General features: G+C 44.9%; 16 protein-coding genes and 1 tRNA gene. 3 read left to right on the top strand and 14 right to left on the bottom strand.

The window, feature by feature from the left end:
- Positions 1-39: 39 nt before the first annotated feature.
- The 6 genes from Q7U10_04630 to Q7U10_04605 form a co-directional block, all read right to left on the bottom strand.
- A complete protein-coding gene (locus tag Q7U10_04630; GenBank protein ID MDO8281895.1) occupies positions 40-1,569 on the bottom strand; it encodes an ATP-binding protein in 1,530 nt (509 codons plus the stop codon).
- The gene (gene phnD, locus Q7U10_04625; GenBank protein ID MDO8281894.1) at positions 1,544-2,476 is read right to left on the bottom strand and encodes a phosphate/phosphite/phosphonate ABC transporter substrate-binding protein; all 933 of its coding nucleotides are present in this window, start codon (positions 2,474-2,476) and stop codon (positions 1,544-1,546) included. The genes Q7U10_04630 and phnD overlap by 26 nt, the downstream gene beginning before the upstream one ends.
- A gap of 120 nt (positions 2,477-2,596) precedes the next feature.
- The gene (locus Q7U10_04620; GenBank protein ID MDO8281893.1) at positions 2,597-4,486 is read right to left on the bottom strand and encodes an ATP-binding protein; all 1,890 of its coding nucleotides are present in this window, start codon (positions 4,484-4,486) and stop codon (positions 2,597-2,599) included.
- Between the two features lie 124 nt (positions 4,487-4,610).
- Positions 4,611-6,503 (bottom strand): ATP-binding protein, encoded by a 1,893-nt coding sequence (locus Q7U10_04615; GenBank protein ID MDO8281892.1) that lies wholly within the window; start codon positions 6,501-6,503, stop codon positions 4,611-4,613.
- Between the two features lie 139 nt (positions 6,504-6,642).
- Positions 6,643-8,190 (bottom strand): PAS domain-containing sensor histidine kinase, encoded by a 1,548-nt coding sequence (locus Q7U10_04610; GenBank protein MDO8281891.1) that lies wholly within the window; start codon positions 8,188-8,190, stop codon positions 6,643-6,645.
- Between the two features lie 234 nt (positions 8,191-8,424).
- Positions 8,425-10,488 (bottom strand): diguanylate cyclase, encoded by a 2,064-nt coding sequence (locus tag Q7U10_04605; protein MDO8281890.1) that lies wholly within the window; start codon positions 10,486-10,488, stop codon positions 8,425-8,427.
- Between the two features lie 158 nt (positions 10,489-10,646).
- Here Q7U10_04605 and Q7U10_04600 point away from each other — a divergent pair, with 158 nt between their 5' ends.
- Complete coding sequence (locus Q7U10_04600; GenBank protein MDO8281889.1) at positions 10,647-12,347, top strand: proline--tRNA ligase; 1,701 nt, start codon at positions 10,647-10,649, stop codon at positions 12,345-12,347.
- Between the two features lie 25 nt (positions 12,348-12,372).
- Here Q7U10_04600 and Q7U10_04595 read toward each other — a convergent pair whose 3' ends face one another.
- The 3 genes from Q7U10_04595 to Q7U10_04585 all read right to left on the bottom strand — a co-directional run bounded on the left by Q7U10_04595 (position 12,373) and on the right by Q7U10_04585 (position 16,922).
- Positions 12,373-13,242, bottom strand: a complete 870-nt coding sequence (locus Q7U10_04595) for a peptidylprolyl isomerase (GenBank protein ID MDO8281888.1) — start codon at positions 13,240-13,242, stop codon at positions 12,373-12,375.
- A 66-nt stretch (positions 13,243-13,308) separates the two neighbouring features.
- A complete protein-coding gene (mfd, locus tag Q7U10_04590; protein ID MDO8281887.1) occupies positions 13,309-16,440 on the bottom strand; it encodes a transcription-repair coupling factor in 3,132 nt (1,043 codons plus the stop codon).
- 2 nt (positions 16,441-16,442) lie between these two features.
- Positions 16,443-16,922 (bottom strand): adenylyltransferase/cytidyltransferase family protein, encoded by a 480-nt coding sequence (locus tag Q7U10_04585; protein ID MDO8281886.1) that lies wholly within the window; start codon positions 16,920-16,922, stop codon positions 16,443-16,445.
- A 78-nt stretch (positions 16,923-17,000) separates the two neighbouring features.
- Here Q7U10_04585 and pgsA point away from each other — a divergent pair, with 78 nt between their 5' ends.
- Complete coding sequence (gene pgsA / locus Q7U10_04580; protein ID MDO8281885.1) at positions 17,001-17,582, top strand: archaetidylinositol phosphate synthase; 582 nt, start codon at positions 17,001-17,003, stop codon at positions 17,580-17,582.
- 6 nt (positions 17,583-17,588) lie between these two features.
- Here the strand turns inward: pgsA and Q7U10_04575 are convergent, their stop codons facing one another.
- The gene (locus Q7U10_04575) at positions 17,589-18,116 is read right to left on the bottom strand and encodes a cob(I)yrinic acid a,c-diamide adenosyltransferase (GenBank protein ID MDO8281884.1); all 528 of its coding nucleotides are present in this window, start codon (positions 18,114-18,116) and stop codon (positions 17,589-17,591) included.
- A 30-nt stretch (positions 18,117-18,146) separates the two neighbouring features.
- A tRNA-Gly gene (locus Q7U10_04570) sits at positions 18,147-18,221 on the bottom strand.
- A 129-nt stretch (positions 18,222-18,350) separates the two neighbouring features.
- On the opposite strand from Q7U10_04570, the gene secA reads away from it, so the two are divergent.
- Positions 18,351-21,029: a preprotein translocase subunit SecA gene (gene secA, locus Q7U10_04565; GenBank protein ID MDO8281883.1), complete on the top strand. Its 2,679-nt coding sequence runs from the start codon at positions 18,351-18,353 to the stop codon at positions 21,027-21,029.
- A 31-nt stretch (positions 21,030-21,060) separates the two neighbouring features.
- On the opposite strand, the gene Q7U10_04560 is transcribed toward secA, so the two are convergent.
- The 3 genes from Q7U10_04560 to Q7U10_04550 form a co-directional block, all read right to left on the bottom strand.
- Entirely contained in the window at positions 21,061-21,366 is a 306-nt protein-coding gene (locus Q7U10_04560) for a type II toxin-antitoxin system RelE/ParE family toxin (protein ID MDO8281882.1), read from the bottom strand.
- Entirely contained in the window at positions 21,356-21,583 is a 228-nt protein-coding gene (locus Q7U10_04555) for an addiction module protein (protein ID MDO8281881.1), read from the bottom strand. Before Q7U10_04555 ends, Q7U10_04560 begins: the two co-directional genes overlap by 11 nt.
- A 77-nt stretch (positions 21,584-21,660) precedes the next feature.
- The gene (locus Q7U10_04550) at positions 21,661-25,503 is read right to left on the bottom strand and encodes an N-6 DNA methylase (GenBank protein MDO8281880.1); all 3,843 of its coding nucleotides are present in this window, start codon (positions 25,501-25,503) and stop codon (positions 21,661-21,663) included.
- Positions 25,504-25,561 lie beyond the last annotated feature (58 nt).

Here is a 25,561-nt window from a genome sequence, read left to right as displayed (position 1 = left end):
CACCCCCTCTTAACCTAAGAGGGGGAAGGGGGGAGTTACTTATCCCGGCAATGACACGCAAAACTTACTCCCTTTTCCAACCACCGACTCCACCCATACTTTCCCCTTATGCCTCTCGACTATCTTCTTGACTATACTGAGGCCGAGGCCTTCTCCGCCGGATTTTGAGTTTGCCTGATAGAAGATATCGAATATCTTATCCAGGTTTTCAGGCGGGATGCCTATGCCGTTGTCTTCAACGCAATAGATGTTATTGTTATCTTTCCTGCTGCCTGAAACCCTGATCATGCCGGGCCGCTTCGGGTCGAGGTACTTGATGGCATTTCCTATGAGGTTTGAAAATGCCTGGTTTATCTGCTGGAGATCACCGGTGCATGGAGGTAATTCTGATGCCTCGTATTCTGCGCCTTTTTCCCTAAGCTGATATACAAATGTTGAGACGACGTCGCTGACCATCCTGTTCATGTCAAGCTGTTCCATATCAAGCCTTGCCTTGCCTGAACGGGAAAGCCTCAACAGGCCTGCAAGCAGGTTATCCATCTTTGCAACGCTCTTGTCTATATACTTCACAGATTCAGGGATATCATTCTCTACTATTAATGCTATCTTCTCTTTGCTGTCTTCGGGCAGATCAATTTCTTTCAAAAGGGCGTTCAGTTCCCCAAGTGAGTAGCCGATCTCTTTGTGGTATCCGGTAACATTTACAAGAGGCGCACGCAGGTCATGTGATGTTACATAAATTATCTGCTGCAGCTCCTTTGCCAGTTCATTGAGCTTCTCTTCAGACTTCTTGCGTTCTATGATGTCCTGTTCGAGTGTGTTAATGTGCGACTTTAACTCAGATGCCATCTTATTAAAGCCTGCTGCCAGAACCCCTATCTCATCATTGGATTCAACTTCTATTCTGTGGCCATAGTCGCCTGCTCCGATCTTCTCAGCTCCGATAGAGAGCATGTGAAGTGGTTTGAGCGCATGGTTAGTGATCATATTGATCAGCAATATCCCGATCCCGAGGAATGTCAAGGTGATAAAACTAATCGTCCACATTGTCTGAGAGAGGGTTTTTCTGATATGGCTTTCTGAGATGCCTACATGGGCTGTCCCCAAATTATTAAATACCGGGGCAGCAAAGTCCCTTATGTATTCTTTTTCCGTATAAAGCAGCTTTGAAGAATATTCCTGATCAGGAGCAGGCTCGTTGATCCCTTTCAGCCCTGCCGGGAAACCATCCTGAAAGGTATGAGCTATGACTTTGCCTTTTGAACTTATGAAGTAGATATATGATATGCCTTCCTCATTTTTCATTATGTCATCAATATGATTTTGCAGTCTTAATATGTTCTGTGTGAGGATGAGGTCAGTTGCATTGGCAGAAAGATTTTTTGTAATAACTGAACCGAAATGTTCCTGTTCATGGTACATTGAAGCAGTACGTTCCTTATGTACGAACAAGGCTGTAAGCATGCCCAGCAGAATAATGACCAGGCTGGTGGCTATAAGAAACTTGGCCTTGAGCCCCATATTAGGGAAATGGCCTTTAATTTTATCTGTTATGGCCTTGCTTTTCATTGAGGAACCTTTGCATCTCCCTTATGGAATCGTACGCGCTGTCCTCTGTCCGTACAAAACGGTCTATCTTCACCTTCTCTAAAATAGAACGCCCTTCATCGTCAAGGTGCATATTGAGAAGTATATTCCGCAGTTTTTCTTTTAGCTCAGGAGCCATCCCGGCAGGAATGACCACAGGCGGTATTCCGTACGGCGGGGACTTTATAATCACCTTTGTCTTGGATGTGAATTCAGGTTCTGTCGCATCGGCATAATCCCAGATAAGAGAATCAACTGCGGCAGCATCAACAATTCCACGGGCAACAGCCTCTATGGATTTGTCATGGCTGTTGGTGTAGATGATATCAGAGAAGAATGACTCAGGCTTCTCCCCGATCTTGCCGATCATATATGTGGGAGCAAGCTTGCCTGTATTAGACATCGGGTCGGTGAATGCGAACTTCTTGCCCTTAAGGTCTTCGAGCCTTTTAGCCTTGCTGTTTCTGGGGACTATTATGTATGAATGGTAAAAAGGCTGGCCGTATGCCATAGGCGCGACAAGCAGTTCCATGCCGAAATCTCTCTTGCCGTCAATGTATGCCCCGCTGCAGACAAAGGCTGCGGATATTTTTTTATTCTCCACCAAAGCATTGACCTCAGCGTATGTATCTCTCTGAATCAGTTCCACAGGAATGTCCATCTTTTTAGAGATATAATCAAGCATATCCTTGTAGTATACGAAGGTCTTTTTGGGTGATATGATGGCAGAGACAGCTATCTTCAGAACCTCTTTTTTCTCGCCGTTCTCTGATTGCCCGGTGCCGTTCTTCAGTGTTACTTTAGTCGCCTCCTCTTTTGTGCATCCGGCGAAAAATAAACATATGCAAAGAAATGACAAAGGTAAAATACGTTTGTAATTGTTTTTCATATAGTGCCTCCTTTTATATTAAACACACCCCTGCACCCCTCTTTATAGAGGGGAAAAACTGTAATGCCCTTTTTTATCTCCCCTCTAACAAGAGGGGATTAAGGGGTGTGTTTATTTTATTCATGCCGGCAAACCTGCCTGTCCGGCAGGCAGGCTCACATAAAACTTGCTCCCCTTGCCCACCACCGACTCTACCCAGATCTTTCCGTTATCCCTCTCAACTATCTTCTTTACTATGCTTAATCCAAGCCCTTCGCCGCCCTTGCCCCGCTGAACCCGATGGAATATCTCAAATATCTTCTCCTGATCTTCAGGCGCGATGCCTATGCCGTTGTCTTCCACGCAATAAATGATATTGCCGTCGTCCTTGCGGCCTGAGATCCGGATTAAACCGGGGCGTTTCGGGTCGAGATACTTGATGGCATTCCATATCAGGTTTGAAAATGCCTGGTTTATCTGCCTCTCATCACCGGTGCATGGAGGGAGTTCAGCAATTTCATACCTTGCGCCTTTCTCTTTGAACTGGTATTGAAGCGAGTCCAGTACATCTGAGACAAGCCTGTTCATATCAAGGTTTTCGATATGAAGCTCTGTCTTGCCGGAACGGGAAAGCCTCAAAAGGCCAGCAAGCAGAGAGTCCATCTTTGCAACGCTGGCATCGATATAGTTGACTGATTCCGGGATATCCTTGTCTATGATAAATGCGATCTTCTCTTTGACATCTTCAGGCAGTTCCGCATCTTTTAATATCGCCTGAAGCTCCTGAAGCGAGTAGCCGACCTCTTTGTGATAACCTGCGACATTGACGAGCGGCGCGCGCAGGTCGTGTGAGGTTATGTAAACGATCTTCTCCACTTCCGCGTTCTTTGTTGTGAGAGAAGATAGAGAGTCTCTGAGTTTCTCAGCCATACTATTGAAAGCCCTTGCAAGCATTCCTATCTCATCATTTGATCTTATATCCACCTTCTTTGTCTCAAGATTTCCGTCTTCCATCATCTTTGCGGCATCCTCAAGTTTTGATAGCGGCTTTGTAATTGAAGCAGAGAAAATAATGATCCCTATTGAAGAGATAAGCAATAGGATCCCTGAAAATATAATTGCATTGTTGTTGAACTTCTCCATGCTGCTTGTGAAGAGTGTTATGTTTAGAGGTGATAACAAAGCGCCGACATGTTTTTCTGCCGCGTCATTGATACCGAATCCTGTGCATACATATGAACCTGATTCATTATTGAGTTTATGGAGTTCATTCTCTCCTTTCTCCACCCTCTCAATGGCTTCTTCATCAGAGCATTTTTCCAGAAGCTTGCTGTTAGTAGTTTGTGACACGACAAGATGTTTCTCGCTATCCCCCCAGTTGTCCCTTAGCCCTGCCACCTTTCTGACAGACCTCCAGTCTTCCCTGCTAAGCTTGTCCTTGTCTGCAAGAATGGCGTATTCATCGCCTGACTCCTCTTTCATTATCTCAAGAAAGTGGTCTATCTCTTCCCCAAGCTCAATATACCCGATGAGCTTTCCTTCGTGGTAATACGGCATTACAGCCCTCAGCGCAAAGGCTGTCTTGCCGAGTTCGATCCCTGTTGCGATACTCTGTGTCTCTCTTGCCCTCAGGAATGTATATCTGTTTATCCGGTCTCCGTATATATTTTTATTGTGGAGCCTGAGGAAGCATTTCCCGTCCGGCATAATAAAATAAAAGTGGGTTATCCCGTACTTCTCTTTGAGGTTTTTAAAAAGCGGTTCCCCGTATTGGAAGAGCGCATCCCTGTCATTGCTCAGGAATTTTTCTTTTATGCCCGGGTCCTGAATAATGACCTCAAGCCCTGCGGCAAGTGTTTTGGTGTCGCGTTCTAACAGTACGCCGAATGCTGCTTTAAAATGTTCTATATCAATCAATATCTCTTTATCGCGGATATTGTTGTGTTGATATACTGTCATGCCGTAAAAGGCCGGAATGACGATACAGAGTATAAGCAGATATCCGATGCTGATCTTAGTGCGTATATTCATAGTTATTGTTTCCCCACTAACCTTTCAACACACCCCTGCGCCCCTCTTTTTAGAGGGGAGAAGCTATACTGCCCTTTTTTGTTTCCCCTCTAAAAAGAGGGGATTAAGGGGTGTGTTTCTTTCTTTATACCGGCAATGACACATAAAACCTGCTCCCCTTGCCAACCTCAGACTCCACCCATACCTTCCCGTTATGCCTTTCAACTATCTTCTTCACTATGCTGAGCCCAAGCCCTTCGCCGCCCTTGCCCCGCTGAACCTGATGGAATATATCAAATATCTTGTCCAGGTGTTCAGGCGGAATGCCAATGCCGTTGTCTTCCACGCAATAGAAAGCCTGGCCGTCTTTTTTGTATCCTGACACTTTGATTACTCCGGGACGCAAAGGATCAAAATATTTAAGCGCATTTCCTATGAGGTTTGAGAAGACCTGGTTTATATGCTTATCGTCACCCGTGCATGAAGGGAGTTCACCAGCTTCATGACTTGCGCCTTTTTCCTTGAATTGGTATTCAAGTGTGTCAAAAACATCTGAGACAAGCCTCTTCATATCGATCTTTTCCATATGAAGCTCTGTCCTTCCGGAACGGGAAAGCCTCAGCAGCCCTGAGAGCAGGGCGTCCATCTTTACCACACTGGCATCTATATACTTCACAGATTCAGGGATGTCCTTGTCTATGATAAACGCGATCTTCTCTTTCTTGTCTTCAGGAATATCGATCTCCTTCAGGATCGTACTGAGCGCCTCAAGAGAGTAACGGATCTCCTTGTGATAGCCTTCCACATTGACAAGCGGGGAACGCAGGTCGTGTGAGGTTACATAGATTATCTGCTGGAGTTCTTTGTTAAGAAGTTTTCTATCCTCATCAGCCTGTTTCCGTTCCGTGATGTCGAGGTTGTATTCAATGACCTGCGAAACATTTCCATTGCTGTCAAATATCGGGTATCCGTGCACCTCCACTATTCTCGGATTGCCGTCTTTATCATGATGAATGTGTTCAAGAGTGACGGCTTTTTTTGTCTCTTTTATCCTCTTTATTGTGCATGGGTGCTCGCTATCGTCGCATGGGGTGTTTCTATTGTGGGTCAGTTCATAACAGGTCATATTCTTTTCAGTTATTTCAAGGTGAGCCGCATGGTTGGAGAGCTTGATCGTATAGTCGTTCGCGTCAATGACATAGAAAGGATGGGTCATTGAATTTAGTATATTATTGAGCAGGTCGTTCTGATGCCTGATCTGCTCTTCTGCCTGAGAACGTTCTTTATCTTTACGTTCGAGTTTGATTAAACCTATTCCAAGCATTAAGGAACCGAAAAGCCACATGACGAAGTGCACTACATATTCACTCTGTACCTCAGCTTCTGATGCCGCTATCATGGGCGCCATGGGGATAGATACACTTAGTCCGCCCCTTATATCACCTTCTTTGTAACCCTGTCTTTCATGACATATGAGGCATCTCTTCTCAGCTATCAGGACACGCATCAACCGCATGTACTCAGCCCCTTCTATCATCTCCAGTGAGCTTACCTCTTTAACCCCTTTCTCAAAAGCCTCAAGCGCGCTTCTTTCCCACGGATCAGCGGCATTCTCAGACCGGATAGGTTTCAGGCTTGTTATATGCCCGAAGGAACTTTTATCAAGCTTGCCAAGCTCATTGACCTGCCGTGTCATGTAAGCAGGGTTGATAAGCGTAAGTTCTTTTCCCGACGGGGTCTGAATATCTCTCTCGCTGACTACCCCTTCAAGATATGGGTTTGGCTGTGTCTCTTGGGTCACAAAGGCATAGAGGCCTCCGTGGCCTGCGTTCCATCTGCGGTAGAGCAGATCCTTTTCAATAAGAGTTTGCGCCTGAATGCGGGCAGTATCAAACATGGTATTCCTATGATGTTTAATATTCAAAAGCAGTGATACGGCAATTATCACTGTCCAGCTGAATAGCAAAGCTGCTGTGTATTTCCTTAATGACATTCCATACTTAAATGGCTTGTTGTTATTCTCTTTTTCTTCTGTCATATTATTTGTCATCCTCTTACTATTTTCCCTCTAATCTTTCAACACACCCCTTAATCCCCTCTTGTTAGAGGGGAGATAAAAAAAGGGCTTTACAGTTTTTCCCCTCTATAAAGAGGGGTGCAGGGGTGTGTTTTATTTATCACCCCGGCAGCTGCACGCAAAACTTACTCCCTTTGCCAAACTCCGACTCTACCAAGACTTTCCCATTATGCCTCTGGACTATCTTCTTAACTATGCTGAGCCCAAGCCCTTCGCCGCCCTTGCCGCGCTGGACCTGATGGAATATATCAAATATCTTGTCCTGATGTTCTGTTGGGATGCCTATGCCGTTGTCTTCTACACAATAGATAATCCGGCCGTCTTTTTTATATCCTGACACTTTAATGACTCCGGGACGCGCGGGATCAAAATACTTCAGCGCATTCCCGATGAGGTTTGAGAAGACCTGGTTTATATGCTTCTCATCACCGCTGCATGAAGGGAGTTCAGCAGCTTCATGTATTGCGCCTTTCTCTTTGAATTGATATTCGAGTGTGTCCAGGACATCTGAGACAAGCCTGTTCATGTCAAGCTTTTTCATCTCAAGTTCTTCTCTGCCGGAACGCGAAAGCCTCAGAAGGCCTGAAAGCAGGGAATCCATCTTTGCAACGCTGGCGTCTATATATTTGACGGATTCAGGGATGTCTTTGTCTATGATAAACGCGATCTTATCTTTTATATCCTGCGGCAGTTCCATATCTTTTAAGATAGCTTCAAGCTCCTTAAGCGAGTAACCTATCTCTTTGTGGTAACCCTCGACATTTACAAGCGGAGAGCGGAGGTCGTGTGAGGTCACATGGATTATCTGCTCAAGTTCTTTATTCAGGTGTCTTCTCTCCTCTTCAGCCTGTTTGCGTTCAGTAATGTCAAGGTTGTATTCAATGACCTGTGCAATTTTCCCTTCAGCGTCAAATATAGGGTATCCGTGTATCTCAATGATTCTGGCGTTGCCGTCTTTATCATGATGAATATGTTCAAGGATTACAGATGCTTTAGTCTCTTTTATCTTCTTTATTGTGCATGGGTGCTCAGCATCGTCACATGGGGTGTTTCTATGGTGGGTCAGTTCATAACAGGTCTTATTCTTATCGGAAATTCCAAGATGAGCCGCATGGTTGGAGAGCTTGACCGTATAGTCATTAGCGTCAATCACATAAAACGGATGCGTCATGGACTCCAGAATATTATTGAGCAGGGTGTACTGCGTTCTGATCAGTTCTTCTGTCTTCCTGCGCTCGGTGATGTTTTTGATTATATGCACGCTTTCGTTCACATCTCCGTTCTCGTCAAAGACAGGGAAGGTGCTCACAAGCGCAGGGAAGCCGATAACGTCGGCATCCGCATCTACAGTGACAGCCTCTTTTGTTTCCATAGTCTTTACATGAGGGCAGTACGCCGGGGGCGATTGCAAGTTATGTATCACTTCATAACATCTCTTCCCGATCAGATCTTCGGGCTTTTCCCCGAGAAAGTCTGCCAGCGCCTTGTTTACTTTGATGAATCTGAAGTCTTTATCATGTATGGAGACAAAGTCCGAGATTGCGTTGAAGGTCTTTTCCCATTCCAGGTTTGCGTATTTCAAAGCCGTTGTAGCTTCTTTCATCTTCCTGAACTTGTCTTCGCTCTCTCTGATCTCCTGTTCGGTCACTTTCAAACTCCTTTCAGGCGTTAATTCCCTTTAGTTCTTATCTATATCTAATCTTACTTAAACTTTATCATAGACATATATATAGTCAAGCTTTATATAACATATTAATATGCTAATTAAGGGAAAGGCAGGAGGAGGAAAGATAACCTCCCCATGCCCCTCCTTGGTAAGGAGGGGATTTCAATTCTCCCCTTTACAAGGGGAGACAAAGAGGGGTAGTGGTGAACTTAGTTCCTAAACCCCAACCTCAACCCTGTTCCTGCCTGTTTTTTTGGCTTCATATAACGCGGAGTCAGCCTTTTTTATGAGTTCTTCGCCGTCTTTTATATCATCGCTAAAGCATGAAACACCGAGGCTTGTTGTCACTTCGGTATTATTTTCCACTGATCTTCTTATCTTTTCAGCGACTATGCCGGCGCCTTTCAGGTCTGTTTCAGTAAGGATGATTATGAACTCTTCACCGCCGTATCTTGCGGCAAGGTCAGCTCCTCTGACAACATCGGTGAGGATCTTTGAGACCTGGATAAGGACCCTGTCGCCTGCTGTATGGCCCAGGGTATCGTTATATTTTTTAAAATGATCAACATCCAGCATGATGACGGAGAAGGGTTTTCCTCCTGTTTTTGCCTTTGCATAATTCGCCTCTAAAAAAGTATTCATCATACGCCTGTTCGGGATACCGGTAAGCGGGTCATGAAGCGATGATTTCTTTGTTTCTTCGTACATCCTCGCATTGTCAAGCGCTACGCCTGCCTGATTGGCGACAGATTTGAGAAGTTCAATGTTCCGCTCATCCATGTCAAAACCGGCGGGCACATAGAGGCATAAAACACCTATCACGACCTCCCTTGCCTTAAGCGGAATGACAATGCTTCCGTGACGGTTCTTCCCGGCATACTTGACCGTATGCCGCGGGTCGGTCACGGAATCACCGGATATTATGCTTTCTCCGGTCTTTGCCGCGAGGCCGCACAGGCAGTCGCCGACGCGCAGATCCATGTGCAGTTCTATGAAGTAATCTGAATGGCCGATATGGGAGACGAGTTTCATCTTCTCGCCTTCAAGCATGAATATGCTGCCCGTGAGCCCCGGCTTAAACATATCGAGGCTCTTCAGCGTGGACAATATTTTAGAGCATAGTTCATCCATGCCCATTGTATGATTTATTACGGAAGCGATATTGTTGAGTATCGAGAGGTCGTTTCTGCTTCTCAGCAGCTCCTCTTCGGCTGCCTTGCGCTCGGTTATGTCCATCATTATCCCTCTAATGCCTACAAGGCTGCGCCCTTCAGTATATATATCCGGGCTTATCTGCACGAAAGCGGTGCTGCCGTCTTTCCTGAAGATGCGCGCTTCAACATTTTTGGGGAATTCCCCGGTCTCAAGTCCGTTTAAAAATACCTCTGCGACCTTTTTTCTGACTTTAGGGTCTATAAACTCCAGCAGCGGCCTGCCTATGAGCTGGCTTGGTTTGTCAAGGCCGTTGATCCGGGCAAATGCATCATTTGCGAAAGTGATGACCCCTTTTTTATCAGATATGAAAAAACCTTCATTTATTTCAGTGACGAGGTTGCGGTATTTCCGCTCTGATTCTGTAAGCGCTTCTTCTGCCTCGTTCCTCTTCGTTGTGTAATATTTTATCTTCCTGAGTACGTTTAACCAGGCGGCAATGAATATTGGCATTGCGAATATGACTGATATAAAAGCCCAGAACCCGAGCAAGCGCTGCGCCTTTATGGCTGCGTTTGAACGTTCGTGGGTTATGCTGTTTATCCTTGTAAGTCCTTTTGTATAATCATCCTTCAGATTCTCATAATTTCTGCTGAAGAGAAGTGTTTCGGCATCTGTGAAATATCTTTGGTAAGAAAGTTTCAAAGACTTGTTGGATGCCCCTTTTCTTACAAGGTCAAAAGCGCTCTTCTCTATCTCAGCGAGTTTTTTTCTGGTTTTATTTATCGCTTTACCGTCAGTGCCGATATAGAGGTTCGGGTCCAGCTTCGCTGCTTCCTCAAAGGCGGAGTTGAGGAATATCCCCAGTTCCCTGTAATATTTTTCCCATTTAAGGTCTCCGGTCGTCGCAGCCATGCGCGCTGACATCGTCAGTGTTTCATTGACACGGCTTATGTCGTTGCTTATCTCATAAAGGCGAAAGCCGCGTTTTTCCGTCACCTCAAATTCATTAAAGGATTTCCATGCGTACCAGCTGAAGCCGAGAAAATACACCGCTGTAAGGGCCAGTGTAAATTTAAAAAAGGCCATTGGGAATAGGGCTGTGGGCGGCTGTTCTTTAGTTTTCATTGGATTTATAGTTTGCAAATATATTTTAGCCGGAGAAGAACATATATATTATGATTTATATCACATTTCCCTGAATTAACAATGAATCGGAAATTTAGTCTCATACTTGTGATAAAATAATTTGGTTTTTAAAGGCCTTATTTAAGGAGAAATAATATATGCGTTTTTCAAAGATGTTCATTCCGACACTTCGCGAGCTTCCGGCAGAGGCAGAGGCGATAAGCCATATACTGATGCTCCGCGCCGGCTTTGTAAGGCAGCTCGCGTCAGGCTTATATATCTACCTTCCTCTTGCCATGCGCGTACTTGACCGCGTCAACAGGATAATACGGGAGGAGATGAACGCCATCGGCGCTCAGGAGATAACCATGCCTGCGCTTCATCCCTCAGAGATATGGGAGACGACAGGCAGGTGGTCAGAGATAGGCGATGAGATGTTCAGGCTCAAGGACAGGGGCGACAGGCAGATGTGCCTCGGTATGACGCATGAAGAGATAATGACATGGCTTGCCTCCAAAGAGATACGCTCATACAGGGAGCTGCCGCAGATGTGGTATCAGGTGCAGACAAAGTTCAGGGACGAGGCGAGGCCCAGGAGCGGCATTCTGAGGACTCGAGAGTTCACCATGAAGGACAGCTACAGCTTTGACAGGGACGATGCCGGGCTTGCCGAGAGCTACCGCAAGCACGCAGAGGCGTATCATAAGATATTTTCAAGATGCGGCCTGAAGTATTATCAGGTTCAGAGCGACCCCGGGATGATGGGCGGAGCGATGGCTCATGAGTTCATGGCGCCGAGCCCTGCGGGCGAGGACACTGTTGTTCTTTGTGATAAATGCGGGTATTCGGCAAACACAGAGCTTGCGCTCTCAACCCCGGTTCCCCAGCCTGCGGCTGATAAGGTTTGGGAAAGGGAAGATATTGAAACTCCTAACCGCAGAACCATCACTGAGGTATCGAGTTTTTTAAAGACCGACCCGAAGTTCTTCATAAAGAGCCTTCTGCTCATAGGAAGCGACGGCCCGTTCATGGCGCTTGTTAGGGGAGATCAGGAGCTTCATGAGAAGAAGCTTCAGAAGATAGTTGGCGGGTTCAGGCCTGCTGAAAAGGATGAGGTAAAGGAGATACTCGGCGTTGAGGCAGGATTCACCGGCCCGCATGGTCATAAGCTCAAAAAGTTCGCTGACAATTCCATTAAAGACGGCGTCTATATCGCAGGCGCAAATAAAAAAGACCACCACACAAGAGGCATAAGGCCTTCTGTGGATTTTGAAGCGCAATGGCATGACATCCACCTTGCAAAAGATGGCGACACCTGCTCAAACTGCGGAGCTGTAATAAAGGTCGAGAAGATGATAGAGATAGGAAATATCTTTCAGTTAGGCACAAAATATTCAGAGCCGCTTCATGCTGTTTTTCTCGACGAGGAGGGCAACCCGCTTCCTATCATCATGGGTAGCTACGGCATAGGCCCGGCGCGCATCGCTGCCTCGGCAATAGAGCAGAACAATGACAAGGACGGAATGATATGGCCTCAGTCCATTGCGCCGTTTGACGTTGAGATAATCCCGCTCAATATTGAAGATGAAGTTCTAAAGACAGCAGAAGGTATTTATGCTGAACTTAAGAAACATGGCGTAGAGGCGCTTATTGACGACAGGGATGCGAGGGCCGGAGTGAAGTTCAAGGATGCCGATCTCATAGGCATTCCGCTTCAGATAGTAATAGGGCCGAAGACACTGAAAGAGGGTTTTGTCGAGCTTAAATCAAGGAGAACCAAAGAGTCTGAAAAGCTATCGCCTGCAGATGCGGTTAAGAAGGTGAAAGAGAATATTTCAACAAGCCTGCCTACCGAATAGGCAGGCTTGTTGAATGGAATTTTATTTATTTCTCCTCTTCCCAGGGAAGCTTGACACCGGAAAGCGCTGATGTGTTTTTTGTGACCTTACTGCTGCTCTTTAATCCGTCAACAAATGACTGATATGCGTTTCTCTGTTTCTCAGCAAGCATCTGTCTCTTGATGACCTCTTTTGCCTGTTCAAAACCAAGCTGGGTGCCTTCATTTTTATCAGTGACCTTTATGATGTGAAAACCGAATTGGGTCTTCACTAACCCGCTTACCTCTCCTTTCTTCAGTTTAAAAGCGGCATCTTCAAACTCAGGCACCATCCTTCCTCTGTCGAAGAATCCCAGGTCGCCTCCGTTCTTTGCATTGCCCTCATCCATTGAGTATTGCGCTGCCAGCTTTGCGAAATCCGCACCGGCCTTTAACTTTGCAAGTATTGAAATACCTATAGCTTCACTCTCTACAAGTATGTGGCTCGCCCTGATGCCGGCATTCTGCTTGAATTTGTCCATATTGCTGTCGTAAAAGCTCTTGGCCTCTGCATCTTCCACCTTGACCTTATCGCGGATCTCTTTTTCAAGGAGTGTGGTAATAAGGTTCATCTTTTCAAATTCCTTAAGCTTTGCGATGTAATCTTTATCATTATTAAGCTTGTTCTTTTTTGCTTCAATATATAAAAGCTCTTTTTCAATTATTGAATCAAGAAACTCTTCTTTGTCTTTATCGCTCTTGAACTTTTCTCTTGCCCATTCAGGCAGGCCTTTCAGTTCTCTCATGTAATCTTCCTGTGTGATGGATGTTTCGCCGACCTTTGCGAGAGAGGCGCCTTCCTGCTTTGTTGTAGTGCCGGTCTTGGAACAGCCGATAGTGAGAAATACTGCTAATGCGAGGACTAAAAACTTATTCATTTAAATGTCTCCTTTTTATAGTGAATTGAACAGAATGTTATAACATATGGGGCGCGGTTTATACAACTACTCAGCGAGGTTATTCATGATGCTCTTCAGCTTCAGATACACCTCGCTCCACTCCCTGCCTTTCATATCGATCTCTATGCCTCTTTCAGGCAGGAACTTCAGGCCTTTCTCTTTTTTGTCATAGAGGGAGAGTATCTTTTCCTGGGTCACAGGCGATTCCTGCGCAAAGGTGAGGCGTATCTTGCCAATTATGTTCTCTATCTTTGTTATCGCAAGCTGCCCGGCAAGGAGCTTAAGCTCAAGGATGTCTATAAGGCGCAGGGTCTCTTCAGGCGGTTCTCCGAACCTGTCCCTGAGTTCATCCTTCATCAACATGACATCCTCAGGCTTCTTTATTGAGGATATCTTTTTGTAGATGCTCAGCCTCACCGTAGGGTCTTCTATGTAGCTCTCGGGTATGCCGGCTGTCTTCTTCAGGTCGATGACGGTCTCTGTCTTTGGCGTCTGTTTTTCCCCTTTAAGCTCTGAAACAGCCTCTTCAAGCATCTGGACATAGAGGTCAAAACCTACCGCCTCGATATGCCCTGACTGCTCCCCGCCCAGCAGGTTTCCTGCGCCTCTTATCTCAAGGTCCTTCATCGCAAGCCTGAATCCGGCACCAAGGTAGCTCAGTTCCTGAATGGCTGAGAGCTTCTTTCTGGCATCCTCTGATATATCTTCCGCAGGTATGACAAAATACGCGTACGCCCTCACATTGGAGCGGCCGACTCGCCCCCTCAACTGGTAAAGGTCTGCAAGCCCGAACCTGTCAGCCCTGTTTATTATTATTGTATTTGCAGACGGGATATCAAGTCCGGAGCCGATGATATTGGTAGAGACAAGGAGGTTGGTATCCTTTCTGTAAAAAGCGCTCATGACCTGTTCGAGCTCTCTTCCGTGCATCTGGCCGTGGGCCACGCCGACCTTGCTGTCAGGGACAAGGCCCTTGAGATAGGCCGACATCTTGTCTATGTCATCTATCCTGTTATGTATGAAGAAGACCTGCCCTCCACGGTCTATCTCATACTGGATCGCCTCCATTATTGCATTCGGGTCGAACTTAATGACAAAGCTCTTTACTGCAAGCCGCTCCTCAGGCGGAGTCTCTATGATGCTCAGCCCCCTTATGCCGGCAAGCGCCATGTGGAGCGTCCTTGGTATGGGAGTCGCTGTGAGCGACAGGACGTCAACGCTGGTCTTGATCGATTTTATCTTCTCCTTGTGCGTGACTCCGAACTTATGCTCTTCGTCAATTATGAGAAGCCCGAGGTCATAGAAGTTTATGTTTTTGCCGAGGAGTTTGTGTGTGCCGATGACTATATCAAGAGCCCCCTCTGCCAAAGCCTTGAGCGTAGCTTTCTCCTCAGCACTGCTCTTAAAACGATTCAGCATTCCTATCTTCACCGGAAAGGCGGAGAACCTGTTCGTGAAGGTATTGTAGTGCTGCTCCGCAAGCACCGTCGTCGGCACAAGCACAGCCACCTGCTTTGAATCAAAGACCGCCTTGAACGCCGCCCTCATTGCCACTTCGGTCTTTCCGTAACCCACATCCCCGCACAGGAGCTTGTCCATGGGGGACGGGTCTTCCATCTCCTTCTTTATCTCTGCTATGGAGCGCGCCTGGTCAGGCGTCTCTTCATATGGGAAGAAGCCGTCAAATTCTTTATGCAGTTCAGTATCTTCAGTGAACGGATGCCCTGTGACCGATGACCTCTGCGCATAAAGGGTGATCAGCTTTTCAGCCATATCCTTGATCTTCTGCTGAACCCTCTGCTTGGTCTTCAGCCATCTCTTGCTTCCGAGTTTGTCCAGGAAGGGCTTGCTATGCTCAGGAGTCTGGTATTTCTGGATGCAGTTTATCCGCTCAAGCGGAAGGTATATCCTGTCTCCGTCAAGATATTCAAGTGTAAGAAAGTCGCCTTCATAATCATTTCTCTTCTGCTTTGTTATGCCTAAATACTTTCCTATTCCATGATCTATATGAACTACATAGTCGCCTTCTTTTATCTCTGATATAGAGGAGATAAGCTTTGAGACCTTTGACCTCTTAATCGACCTGAAGGCTGGCCTTTTGCCGAAGATGTCAGCTTCTGAAAGCACAATTGAGCTTCCGCATCTGAAGCCTCTGCTCAGATTGCCTATGGTTATGACGGGGCTGCGCGGATATTCCAGCGCCCTGCTGTTTTCGATTATGGGGTTTTCAATATCTTTTTCAGTGAAGAGGTCCCTAAGCCTCTTTGCTTGTCCGTCTGAAGAGCATGCCATGAGTATGGAGAATTCTTTACTGAGTTCACCGATGCGGCTGACAAAGTCTTCAATGGCTGCCCTCTCTTCGCGTAAAAGGCCGAGCCCTCCTGTGCCTGTGATCTTCAGGTCAGGCCCTTCATCTGTTAAAGGAAGCGAGGTAAAGTTTATGCTTTTTCTATTTTCGATCCTTTCTGCGATATCAGGGAATTTGCTGTTAATGTCATCTTTTTCACATAGGATCAGAAGGCTTTCGCTGAGCAGGTCTATAAGGTCAGGCCCTTGCTGAGGTTCAAGCGCGGGATATATGATAGCCTCATCAATCTCTTGTACGGTTAGCTGTGTCTCTATGTCAAAATACCGTATGGAGTCGATATCATCTCCAAAGAACTCGACCCTTACAGGGAACTCTTTGTCAGGCGGGAAGATATCAAGTATCCCGCCCCTTATGCTCATTTCGCCGGGGCCTGAAACAATAGGCACGGTATGGTAACCGGCATCCTGGAACATCAATACAAAGAGGTCTCTCTCAATGTTAAGTCCCTTTGATATCGGTAAGCCGGAAAAGCCGCTCTTATTCCATAGCGGCAGGAGTGCTGCCCTGACAGATGCTATGAACTTTCTGTCGCTCCGCTCATACAGGATGTGAAGGCTCTTTAAACGTTCAGGGCTTTCATCCGTATCGATAAGCACAGGCTCCTCTGTTCCGAGAGTCTTTGCCCAGAATACCGCGTCAGAATAAAACTCAGCAGCAGTCTCTTCAGACGGGCAGAGGAGCAGGGAAGGGGATTTTAGCAGCGAGAAGATGAGTGCGCCGGACGAGCCTGAAAGGGAAGTGAGCGCATGGATATCCCCTTTCTCTATAGCAGAGGACGCTTGTTTGAATGTGGAGAGGGCTAAAGGCAATTTTATATCTTTGAGGACGGGTTCTTGATCCTTTTGATTATCTCGGTGGTTGATATGCCCGGGACATAGTGGACTGTCTTTACTTCTTTTACAAGCTCGCTGCCAACAATCTCCTGTTTTGACCAGTCTTTTCCTTTTACCAGCACATCAGGCTTCAGCTCCTTGATAAGATTGTAAGGCGTGGCTTCATGGAATGAGGTCACATAATCAACAGCTGAGAATGCCGCAAGCAGCTCAGCCCTCTGCTCCAGCGGCACTATAGGCCGACCGGGTTTTAAATGAGATACTGATTTATCCGAATTCAGCCCGACAATAAGTATGTCGCCGAACTCCTTTGCCTCGCTGAGCAGCCTGGCATGTCCGACATGCAGTATGTCAAAACAGCCGTTTGTAAAGACTATCTTCTTCCCTTCATCCTTCAGTTTACTGACGATATCCTTGAGATGCTCTCTATTGACGACTTTATGATTTTTATTATTCATTAGTATTAATAATATCACTTTCTGCAAGAAGTTCAAGCTTATAATTATAGCTCAATCAGAAACGTTTCGCAGGGGGTTGTGGTAAAATCATTTGAAATGCTCAGCGCCAGAATCGGACATATGTTTGACAAGCCCCTTTCTTCACTCGCGAAGAAGATAAATATCTCTCCGAACATGATCACCGTAACCGGAAGTTTAATAACTTTAGCAGCAGCTTTTATGATACCCCGGAGCCTCATATCAGGCGGCCTTCTCATCCTATTCAGCGGCCTCTTTGACATGCTTGACGGCATTGTCGCAAGGGTAAATAACAGGGCTACTAAGTTCGGTGCCTTTCTCGACTCGGTGCTTGACAGGTACTCAGACTCATTTCTGCTCATCGGTTTTTCATGGTATTTCTTCATGAACAGCTCTGCTCAAGGCTGTTTTTTAAGCATCGCTACGCTGGCAGGTTCGCTCATAATCAGCTATGCAAAGGCAAGGGCAGAGGCGCTTGGACAAGGATGCAATGTCGGAATAATTGAACGGCCTGAAAGGATAATAATCATGGCAGCCGGAGCCTTAACAGGATGGGTGATGCCGATGATATGGGTTCTATTTGTTTTGACTCACATTACCGTTGCACAGAGGGTACATCATGTGTGGAAAGAGATGAGGTGATTATCTTTAAAACTCTATCCCCTTTCTCGCCTTTGTTCCATTTTCAAAAGGGTGTTTGACCATCTGAATATCTGTAGCGTAATCGGCAAGTTCAATAAGTTCTTTGGGCGCGTTCCTGCCGGTAAAGACGAGTTCGAGGCTTTTGGGCTTTGCCTTAATTATCCTCCTGACATCTTCCATGTCCGCCAGTCTGCCGCTGAAGAGGTTGTTGAATTCATCAAGTATCACAAGGTCATAAGCGCCGCTCTTCATCTCTTTGATCGTGAGTTCGATTGATTCTGCGACAGAGGCTTTTAGTTCTGAGATACTTACTTTCGGGTTGAACAGCGGGGATACCTGGTCTTCAAAGGTAACGACATTGACGCCTATCATCTTCAGGGCAGCTATCTCACCTGAGTTTAGCGATCCGCCCTTGAGGAACTGGTGTATGAGGACCTTTCTGCCGTGGCCTGCTGCCCTTACCGCAAGTCCGACAGCGGCAGTTGTCTTGCCCTTGCCCTCGCCGGTGTAGACATGTATCAGGCCTTTTGACATGAAGAAGTTGAAAGTTAATCTCTTTAAAATTGGAGCGGGCGACGAGATTTGAACTCGCGACTTCCAGCTTGGGAAGCTAGCACTCTACCACTGAGTTACGCCCGCTATGGAATTAAGTATGAAGTATTTTATATTGAGCCTGTTCAGTATTGCAAGCGCATTATGCGGGGAGTAATATAACAGGCTATTTCGCCTACCCGCTATCGCAAATGTTTTTTTGCTATAATAAAAACCATGTTCGGTTTAATAACAAAGATCTTCGGCACAAAGAACGAGCGCGACCTTAAGCTTCTCGACCAGATAGTTGTGAGTATAAACGCCGCGGAAGCTGCGGTGTCTTCGCTTGATGATGAGAAGCTGAGGGGAAAGACAGATGAATTCCGCAAAAGGCTTACTGCCGGTGAAACGCTGGATGACATACTGCCTGAGGCGTTCGCGGTTGTCAGGGAGGCGTCACGCAGGATACTCGGTATGCGTCACTTTGATTCGCAGCTCATAGGCGGCATTGTGCTTCATCAGGGGAAGATAGCTGAGATGAAGACCGGAGAGGGAAAGACGCTTGCCGCCACTTTGCCGGTATATCTGAACGCGATCGACGGCAGAGGCGTGCATGTCATTACAGTCAATGATTATCTTGCAAAGAGGGATACTCAGTGGATGGGGCCGATATATCATTTCCTTGGCCTTTCCGTAGGCACTATCCAGCACGACACCTCTTTTGTATATGACAAATCCTTTCACTCAGAGGACAGCAGGCTCAGGTACTTGAGGCCCATAAGCAGGAGAGACGCCTACCATTCAGATATCACTTACGGCACAAATAACGAGTTCGGGTTTGATTATCTCAGGGACAACATGAGGTATGACATAAGCGAGTATGTCCAGAGGGAGCTTAACTACGCGATAGTTGACGAGGTTGACAGTATCCTGATAGACGAGGCGAGGACGCCGCTCATCATATCCGGCGCTTCTGAGGAATCAACTGACAAGTATTACAAGGTGGACAAGGTCATCCCGGGTTTTGTACGCGATGTGGATTTCACAGTCGATGAGAAGGCAAGGAACATCATTCTCACTGATGAGGGAAATTCAAAGGCTGAGAAGCTTCTCGGGATAGATAACCTGTATGACATCTCAAATATGGACATCCTTCATCACCTGAATCAGGCGCTGAGGGCGCATGTGCTCTTCCATCGTGATGTTGACTATATCGTAAAGGACGACGAGGTCATAATAGTTGATGAGTTCACCGGCCGTCTCATGCCGGGCAGGCGCTGGTCTGACGGTCAGCACCAGGCGATAGAGGCAAAGGAGGGCGTCAAGATAGCGAGCGAGAACCAGACGCTTGCATCTGTCACCTTTCAGAACTATTTCAGGATGTACAACAAGCTCTCAGGTATGACCGGCACTGCGGATACAGAGGCTGCGGAGTTTGCAAAGATATACAACCTTGACGTGCTCGTCATCCCCACCAATAAGAAGATGATAAGGATCGACAATGCTGATGTTATATATAAAAATGTTAAAGGCAAATTAAATGCCGTGGTTAATGAGATAGAGGATTGCCATAAGAGGGGACAGCCTGCGCTTGTCGGAACCATATCGATTGAGAAGTCAGAGCTTATCAGCTCAATGCTCAAAAAGAAGAAGGTGCCGCATCAGGTCCTCAATGCCAAATACCATGAGAGAGAGGCGGAGATAGTCGTCCATGCGGGAAGAAGCGGAGCTGTCACCATCGCCACAAACATGGCAGGCCGAGGCACAGACATAGTGCTTGGAGGAAACCCCGAGGTCATTGCCAAGGATATGCTCAGGGAGAAGGAATCATATACTGATGAGGATTTCCAGAATGCCCTGAAGAAGGCGCAGCAGCTCTGCGAAGAGGACAAGAAGAAGGTCTTAGATGCCGGAGGGCTTCATATCCTGGGCACTGAAAGGCATGAATCACGCAGGATAGATAACCAGCTCAGAGGCCGTTCAGGCCGTCAGGGAGACCCGGGCTCATCACGGTTCTATCTCTCGCTTGAAGACGACCTCATGAGGATATTCGGCTCTGACAGGATATCAGGCCTCATGGAAAAGCTCGGCATGGAGGAAGACCAGCCGATAGAGCACCCGTGGGTATCCAAAGGCATAGAGAGTTCGCAGAAGAAAGTTGAAGGGCATAACTTTGATATAAGAAAGCACCTGATAGATTATGACGATGTAATGAATAAACAGAGGACAGAGATATACTCTTACAGGCGCGAGATACTTTCCGAGCAGGGGCTGAAAGATAAGATATTTGAGATGGCTGAGAACATCCTTGATGATATACTCGCGGACCACTGCCCTGAAGACAAGCATGCTGAAGAGTGGGATATCAAGGGGCTCAAAGACGCGCTTTACGGAAAGTTCAATATAACCTCTGATCTTGATGCCGGTAGTTTTGACGATATGCGCCAGAAGCTTATTGATGAGATCAAACGTCTCTATGAGGAGAAGGAGCATGAGATAGGCGCAGAGAACTTCAGGTATCTTGAGAAGATGATAATGATCCAGATGGTTGACACACAGTGGAAAGACCATCTCCTCGGCCTCGACCATCTGAAAGAAGGCGTAGGCCTCAGGGGCTACGGCCAGAGGGACCCGCTTACAGAGTATAAGAAGGAGGCCTTTGACATGTTCGCCGCCATGGGCGACAGGGTATCGTCAGAGGTCATCGGAAGGCTCTTCAAGATTCATCTTGTAAAAGAGGAGCCGATCCAGAAGAAGATAAGCATACGCCCGTCAAAGCTTCAGTACGGCAGGGGAGAGGGAAGCGGTGAAGGCAAGCCTCAGACCGTTATCAAAGACCAGAAGATCGGAAGGAACGACCCGTGCCCGTGCGGAAGCGGTAAGAAGTACAAGAAGTGCTGCGGGGAAGGGCAGTAAGGGTTAATGCAGGTAGCAAGGTGTAAGGTTATTAGATGTCATCTATTCTATTTTTCATAAGACTCGGACTTCTTCTTCCATGAATTACACCCAGCACAATAATTCTTTGACTTTCAATAAGATAAATTATTTTGTATGGAAATCTCTTGATTATATGACTGCGCACCCCTTTATATACTGACGCGTGTATCTCTGGATTTCTTCCTACAAATCTTAACCCGGCATCGACTTGTAAAAGAAAATCAAACCCCAATCCGAGCCTCTTGTCTTCATACCAGACAAAACCTTCCGTCAAGTCTTTTTCAGCCTCAGGCCTGATGATAATTTTATATTCCATGGTTAGCGACTATTCTCTTATAAACCTCATTCCATGGAGTACCCAAATTAGGATTACTGTGATAAGCCTCAAGTCTTTCTTCAATGATCTTTTTTTCGTTCTCCGTCAGCTCCAAAGAATCTGCCCGCTCGGCAATAGAATCCCAAATATCTTCCACTAATTGAATTCTCTCTGGAATTGATAATTCAAGGGTATCTGTTGCGGTTATTTTCTTCATAATTTGTAGCCTCCTATTCCTTTAATTAATTTAATTTTAACAAATAACGAGCTGCTTAAATACTTCCTTAATCTTGTTCATTTATCCAGCCCCTCAATAATCCTAACCTCCGGTACCGTCTTCTGCTTTTCCATGGCGATAGAGACCGGATGCTTCGGATCAGAGAGTTCTTTGTAAACTTTCTCAATGACCTTCATTTTCTTTTCATCACTCCAGTCGTCTTTCAGTTCCGGCAGGCTGGTCAAATGCTTCAACACCTCGGCATCGGCGGCTTTAATTTCTTCGGGGAAGTAGAGTTCGTAGAAAACCGCATCAATAACATCTTCAAATATTCCTTTGTCTTTTGATGTAATGGTAATAGATACAAGATTATTTGCGGTCGATTTATCTGAGTAATTTAATATTGGTATTGTGAGGATAGGATCTTTATCAACTTGATAATTGTCACCTTGCATTTTACCTTTGTACTTTAACCAAAATGATGTCAATTTTGAATTTAAAAGTCCTGAAAGATACTTTAGGTCAATCCTCTCAGTTCTAATAGGAATAAATGTTCTGTTGAAATATGCATCAAAAGAAACATGCACAAAGCTTGGCTTTTGGGAGCACTTCCTTTGAACAATTATTCTCTCACCTTTAAAAAACTTTTCATCCCTTGAACGATTTAATCCATAGGGCTTGTTCTCTGATGTTATTACACTCTGAAACTTATCTAGGTGTTTCTTAATATTAGGGAATTTCACAATGGATTTTGGATTTTTAAAAGTTGAATCAGTATAGATAATCCAGAAATTGTTTTGCGAGTTCACATTGTATCTATATAATTCTGATGTTGTATAGAATGGTTTAATTAGAGAAAGCTCGTTTTGATTTAAGTTTAAATCTTCTAATTCCTTATCGGAAAGAACAAAAATCCCATCACCAACGCTATAATTATTACCAAGAACATTTAAACTGGATTTATTCACAACGTCTTGTGGAATATCAATTCCTGAATTTATTTCAGATTCAAGTAAGTTGAAATTTCTTTTTGACTCAATTTTTTGCAAAACATCCAAAGCAAGATAAGGTGAAAAATTTATTGTTTTATTAATAAATTCATTTGAAATCAAAGTGCTTTTATTAAATAAAAACCTACAATCCTTTTCTCTTTTTAGGAACATATTTAGTTCTGAAAATTTAATTGAAGAATCATTAAGTTTTGAAAACTGAACCTCATGCTTATCGACTCTATTCTTCTTTTCCAAAACAAATACCATTGTTTGAATACCAGCAGATTCAAAAATTTTGAAATCTGAAAAATCAATAAATTTTAGAATTTCTGTTTCAGTCAAAATTTTATTTCGGAGCTGAGATGCTCCAGAATTTGTTATCCAATTGTTTGTTGCAATAAAGCAAAGACAACCATGTAGATTTTTCTTGAGCATGTCAATGCAAACTGATGCAAAAAAATACCATAAATCCATTTTGCCTTGGTAGTAATTTGATTTCCTTAACCCATCAAATACGGATTTATCCGTACTCTCTTTAATGTACGGCGGATTCCCAATCACTACATCAAAACCATCTGCAATTCCAAACATCCACTCCGGATCAAAGAACGGACTGCTGGCGTTTTGGTTATATGGATCCCATCCGGCAAGCTGGCGTGAGCTTTCATTGCTCCACCCTGAACCTTCAAGTATCTCGCCCATCTGTCCTCGTAGCTTCGCATCTTCTTCACGTAGCTTGCGTTTGATTGCCGGAGTTTTGGCGCTGAATAATCTGTGGCGTACATCTTTCAATTTTTCTTCAAGTTCTTTTACCGTTGTATTATCAAAAAGGCTTCCAACAAAATCACCGACTTTCGGTTTATCAATTCCGATAAGCGTATTGGCAACTACGAACTTCGTCTCAAGGTTAGGCAGTGGCCGTATGCCGAAATTATCTCTTGCTCTATCCGCTTTTTGGTCAACAATAAGTGATATAAAAAAGCGTAGCTTGCTGATCTGTGTGGCGATGGGCTGGATGTCCACGCCGTAGATGCAGTTTTCAATAAGATATAGCTTGCGCCCATAATCCAGTTCGTTATTATTAAAAGCGGTTTCTATATCGGAAATTGAATTATCGCGGATTTTTGTGTCATCAATAGCCATGGCTTTCTTGATCTGCCGTTCTTTCCAGCGCTTATTCTGCGGGTCAATATTGTGAAGGATATGCACCAATTTGTGAAGTATCCCCATCGGAAAAGCGCCGGAACCACAGGCAGGGTCAAGGATTTTACAGCTATCAATGGCGTTAATGAGGACAGCGGTCTGTTTTTTATTAAAAAGATGTTCCTTTTCGTTGTAGCCTAATAGAAATTCCAGCCCGACCTCTGCATCGTCCTGCTTCATCCCAGCTTCAGTTTCAAGCTTCTGCTTTAGGTAAGCCTTGAGCGATTCATCAACCATATAGTTGACGATTTCGCGAGGCGTATAAAAACTGCCGGTCTGTTTGCGGGCAGTGGTTTTTGTCTCCGGGTTGTAGCTGGCAAGGAGATTTTCAAAGACTCTGCCTAAGAGCTCCGGGTCGAGTGCTATTTCTTCTTCAATAGGAGTATTTTCTGTTACCGTGAACTTGTACTGTTTAAAAATTTCAAACAAACCTTTGACAGTTTCATTTTTCTTCTTTTTGTCATCATAAACATCACTTAAATCAATAATTTTCTCTTTTGAGAAAAAGAGTTCATCTGGTACATGAGCTTGTTTTTTCGAATTGCGGGAAAACCCGTCAAGATATATTACTTTGCCGTTTTTATCTTCACTATCCAGGCAGTCAAATAGCCCTCCATTCAGGAATGGCACACCTTCAAATAGCTTGATAACTTCATCTTTTGATATCGCAAAATCAGAAGAATAGCGATACAGGTTTTTTATGCCGTAATTCTTCTTGTTCTCCTTAAATGCTCCATCTGTTGCAAATACGCGTTCTTCAATTTTTTGATTTAATGTCGCAAAGAAAAGATTTTGCAGTATTGCCCGATAGTATACTGTTGAGCCTTTTGTATTAAATCCTTTGATAAGCTTTGATACTTCTTTTTCTTCAAAGATCTTTTCCGGTATCAGATTCTTCTCTTTAATAAACCAGATAAAAATAAGCCTTGTAAGAAGTCTGATAATACTTTCAGAATTAAAAACGGTGTCGTCTTTATCATCATCGATATCATTTGGAAATGAAACATTATTCAATGCCCAGAAATACCAGTTGGATAACTCACGGTAAAACCGTTTATTCAGTTCTTTGGTATCCAGCGTCTTCTGCCAGGCATTGTGCAGTTCAATAAAGTTGGTAAACTTATGTATCCGCTTGAGCTCGTTAAAGGACAGGTCAAAAAGTATTTCAATATGCGCTCTATGCGGGCTGAGTGTAGAAATGTCTTTAATAAGCGTTACTTTTTCCAGCACATCTTTTTGTTCGTCTTTTTTATGCAGCCGTCTGTTTATCACGGATAAAGTCAGGTGTTCACCATGCTTGAATAACAGCATTACCGGCATGGGGAATACTTTGTTTATCTCACGGGTGATCTGTGCCAGCGCGGTTCGGGTGTATTCAGGGTTTTTCAGTTCCAGAGCAAAAAAGAGGTAAGTCTCAATGATGGTATTATCTACTTTATTTGTATCAAACAGACTTACCGTGTCGGATACTTCGTCTTTGGTTAATTGAAATAACAGGTCTACAGATTTCCATTCTTTTACTAAAGCCTTATCCTCGTTAAAGCTTGAATCACTATCAAGGAATGATTCTTTAAAGAAAGCAAAAGTTTTGTGTGTAAATGGATTTTGCCGTTCAGTCTTATAGCCAAGTGTCTTAAAAAATGAAATAGACTGGCCCGTTAAACTGCCTGTAGCCAATGATATTATTGCGGATTGTATTGCCAGTTTTATTTCTTTGTCTGTCATGGATTATCTCAACTTCTTGATATTGCTATTCTGGACTAAAGACTTCATCTGAGTAATA

The sequence above is a fragment of the Thermodesulfovibrionia bacterium genome (assembly GCA_030646035.1).
Taxonomy (GTDB): Bacteria; Nitrospirota; Thermodesulfovibrionia; order UBA6902; family UBA6902; genus JACQZG01.
Note: the sequence above shows the minus strand (reverse complement) of the source record. Positions and strands in the feature narration are given on the sequence as shown.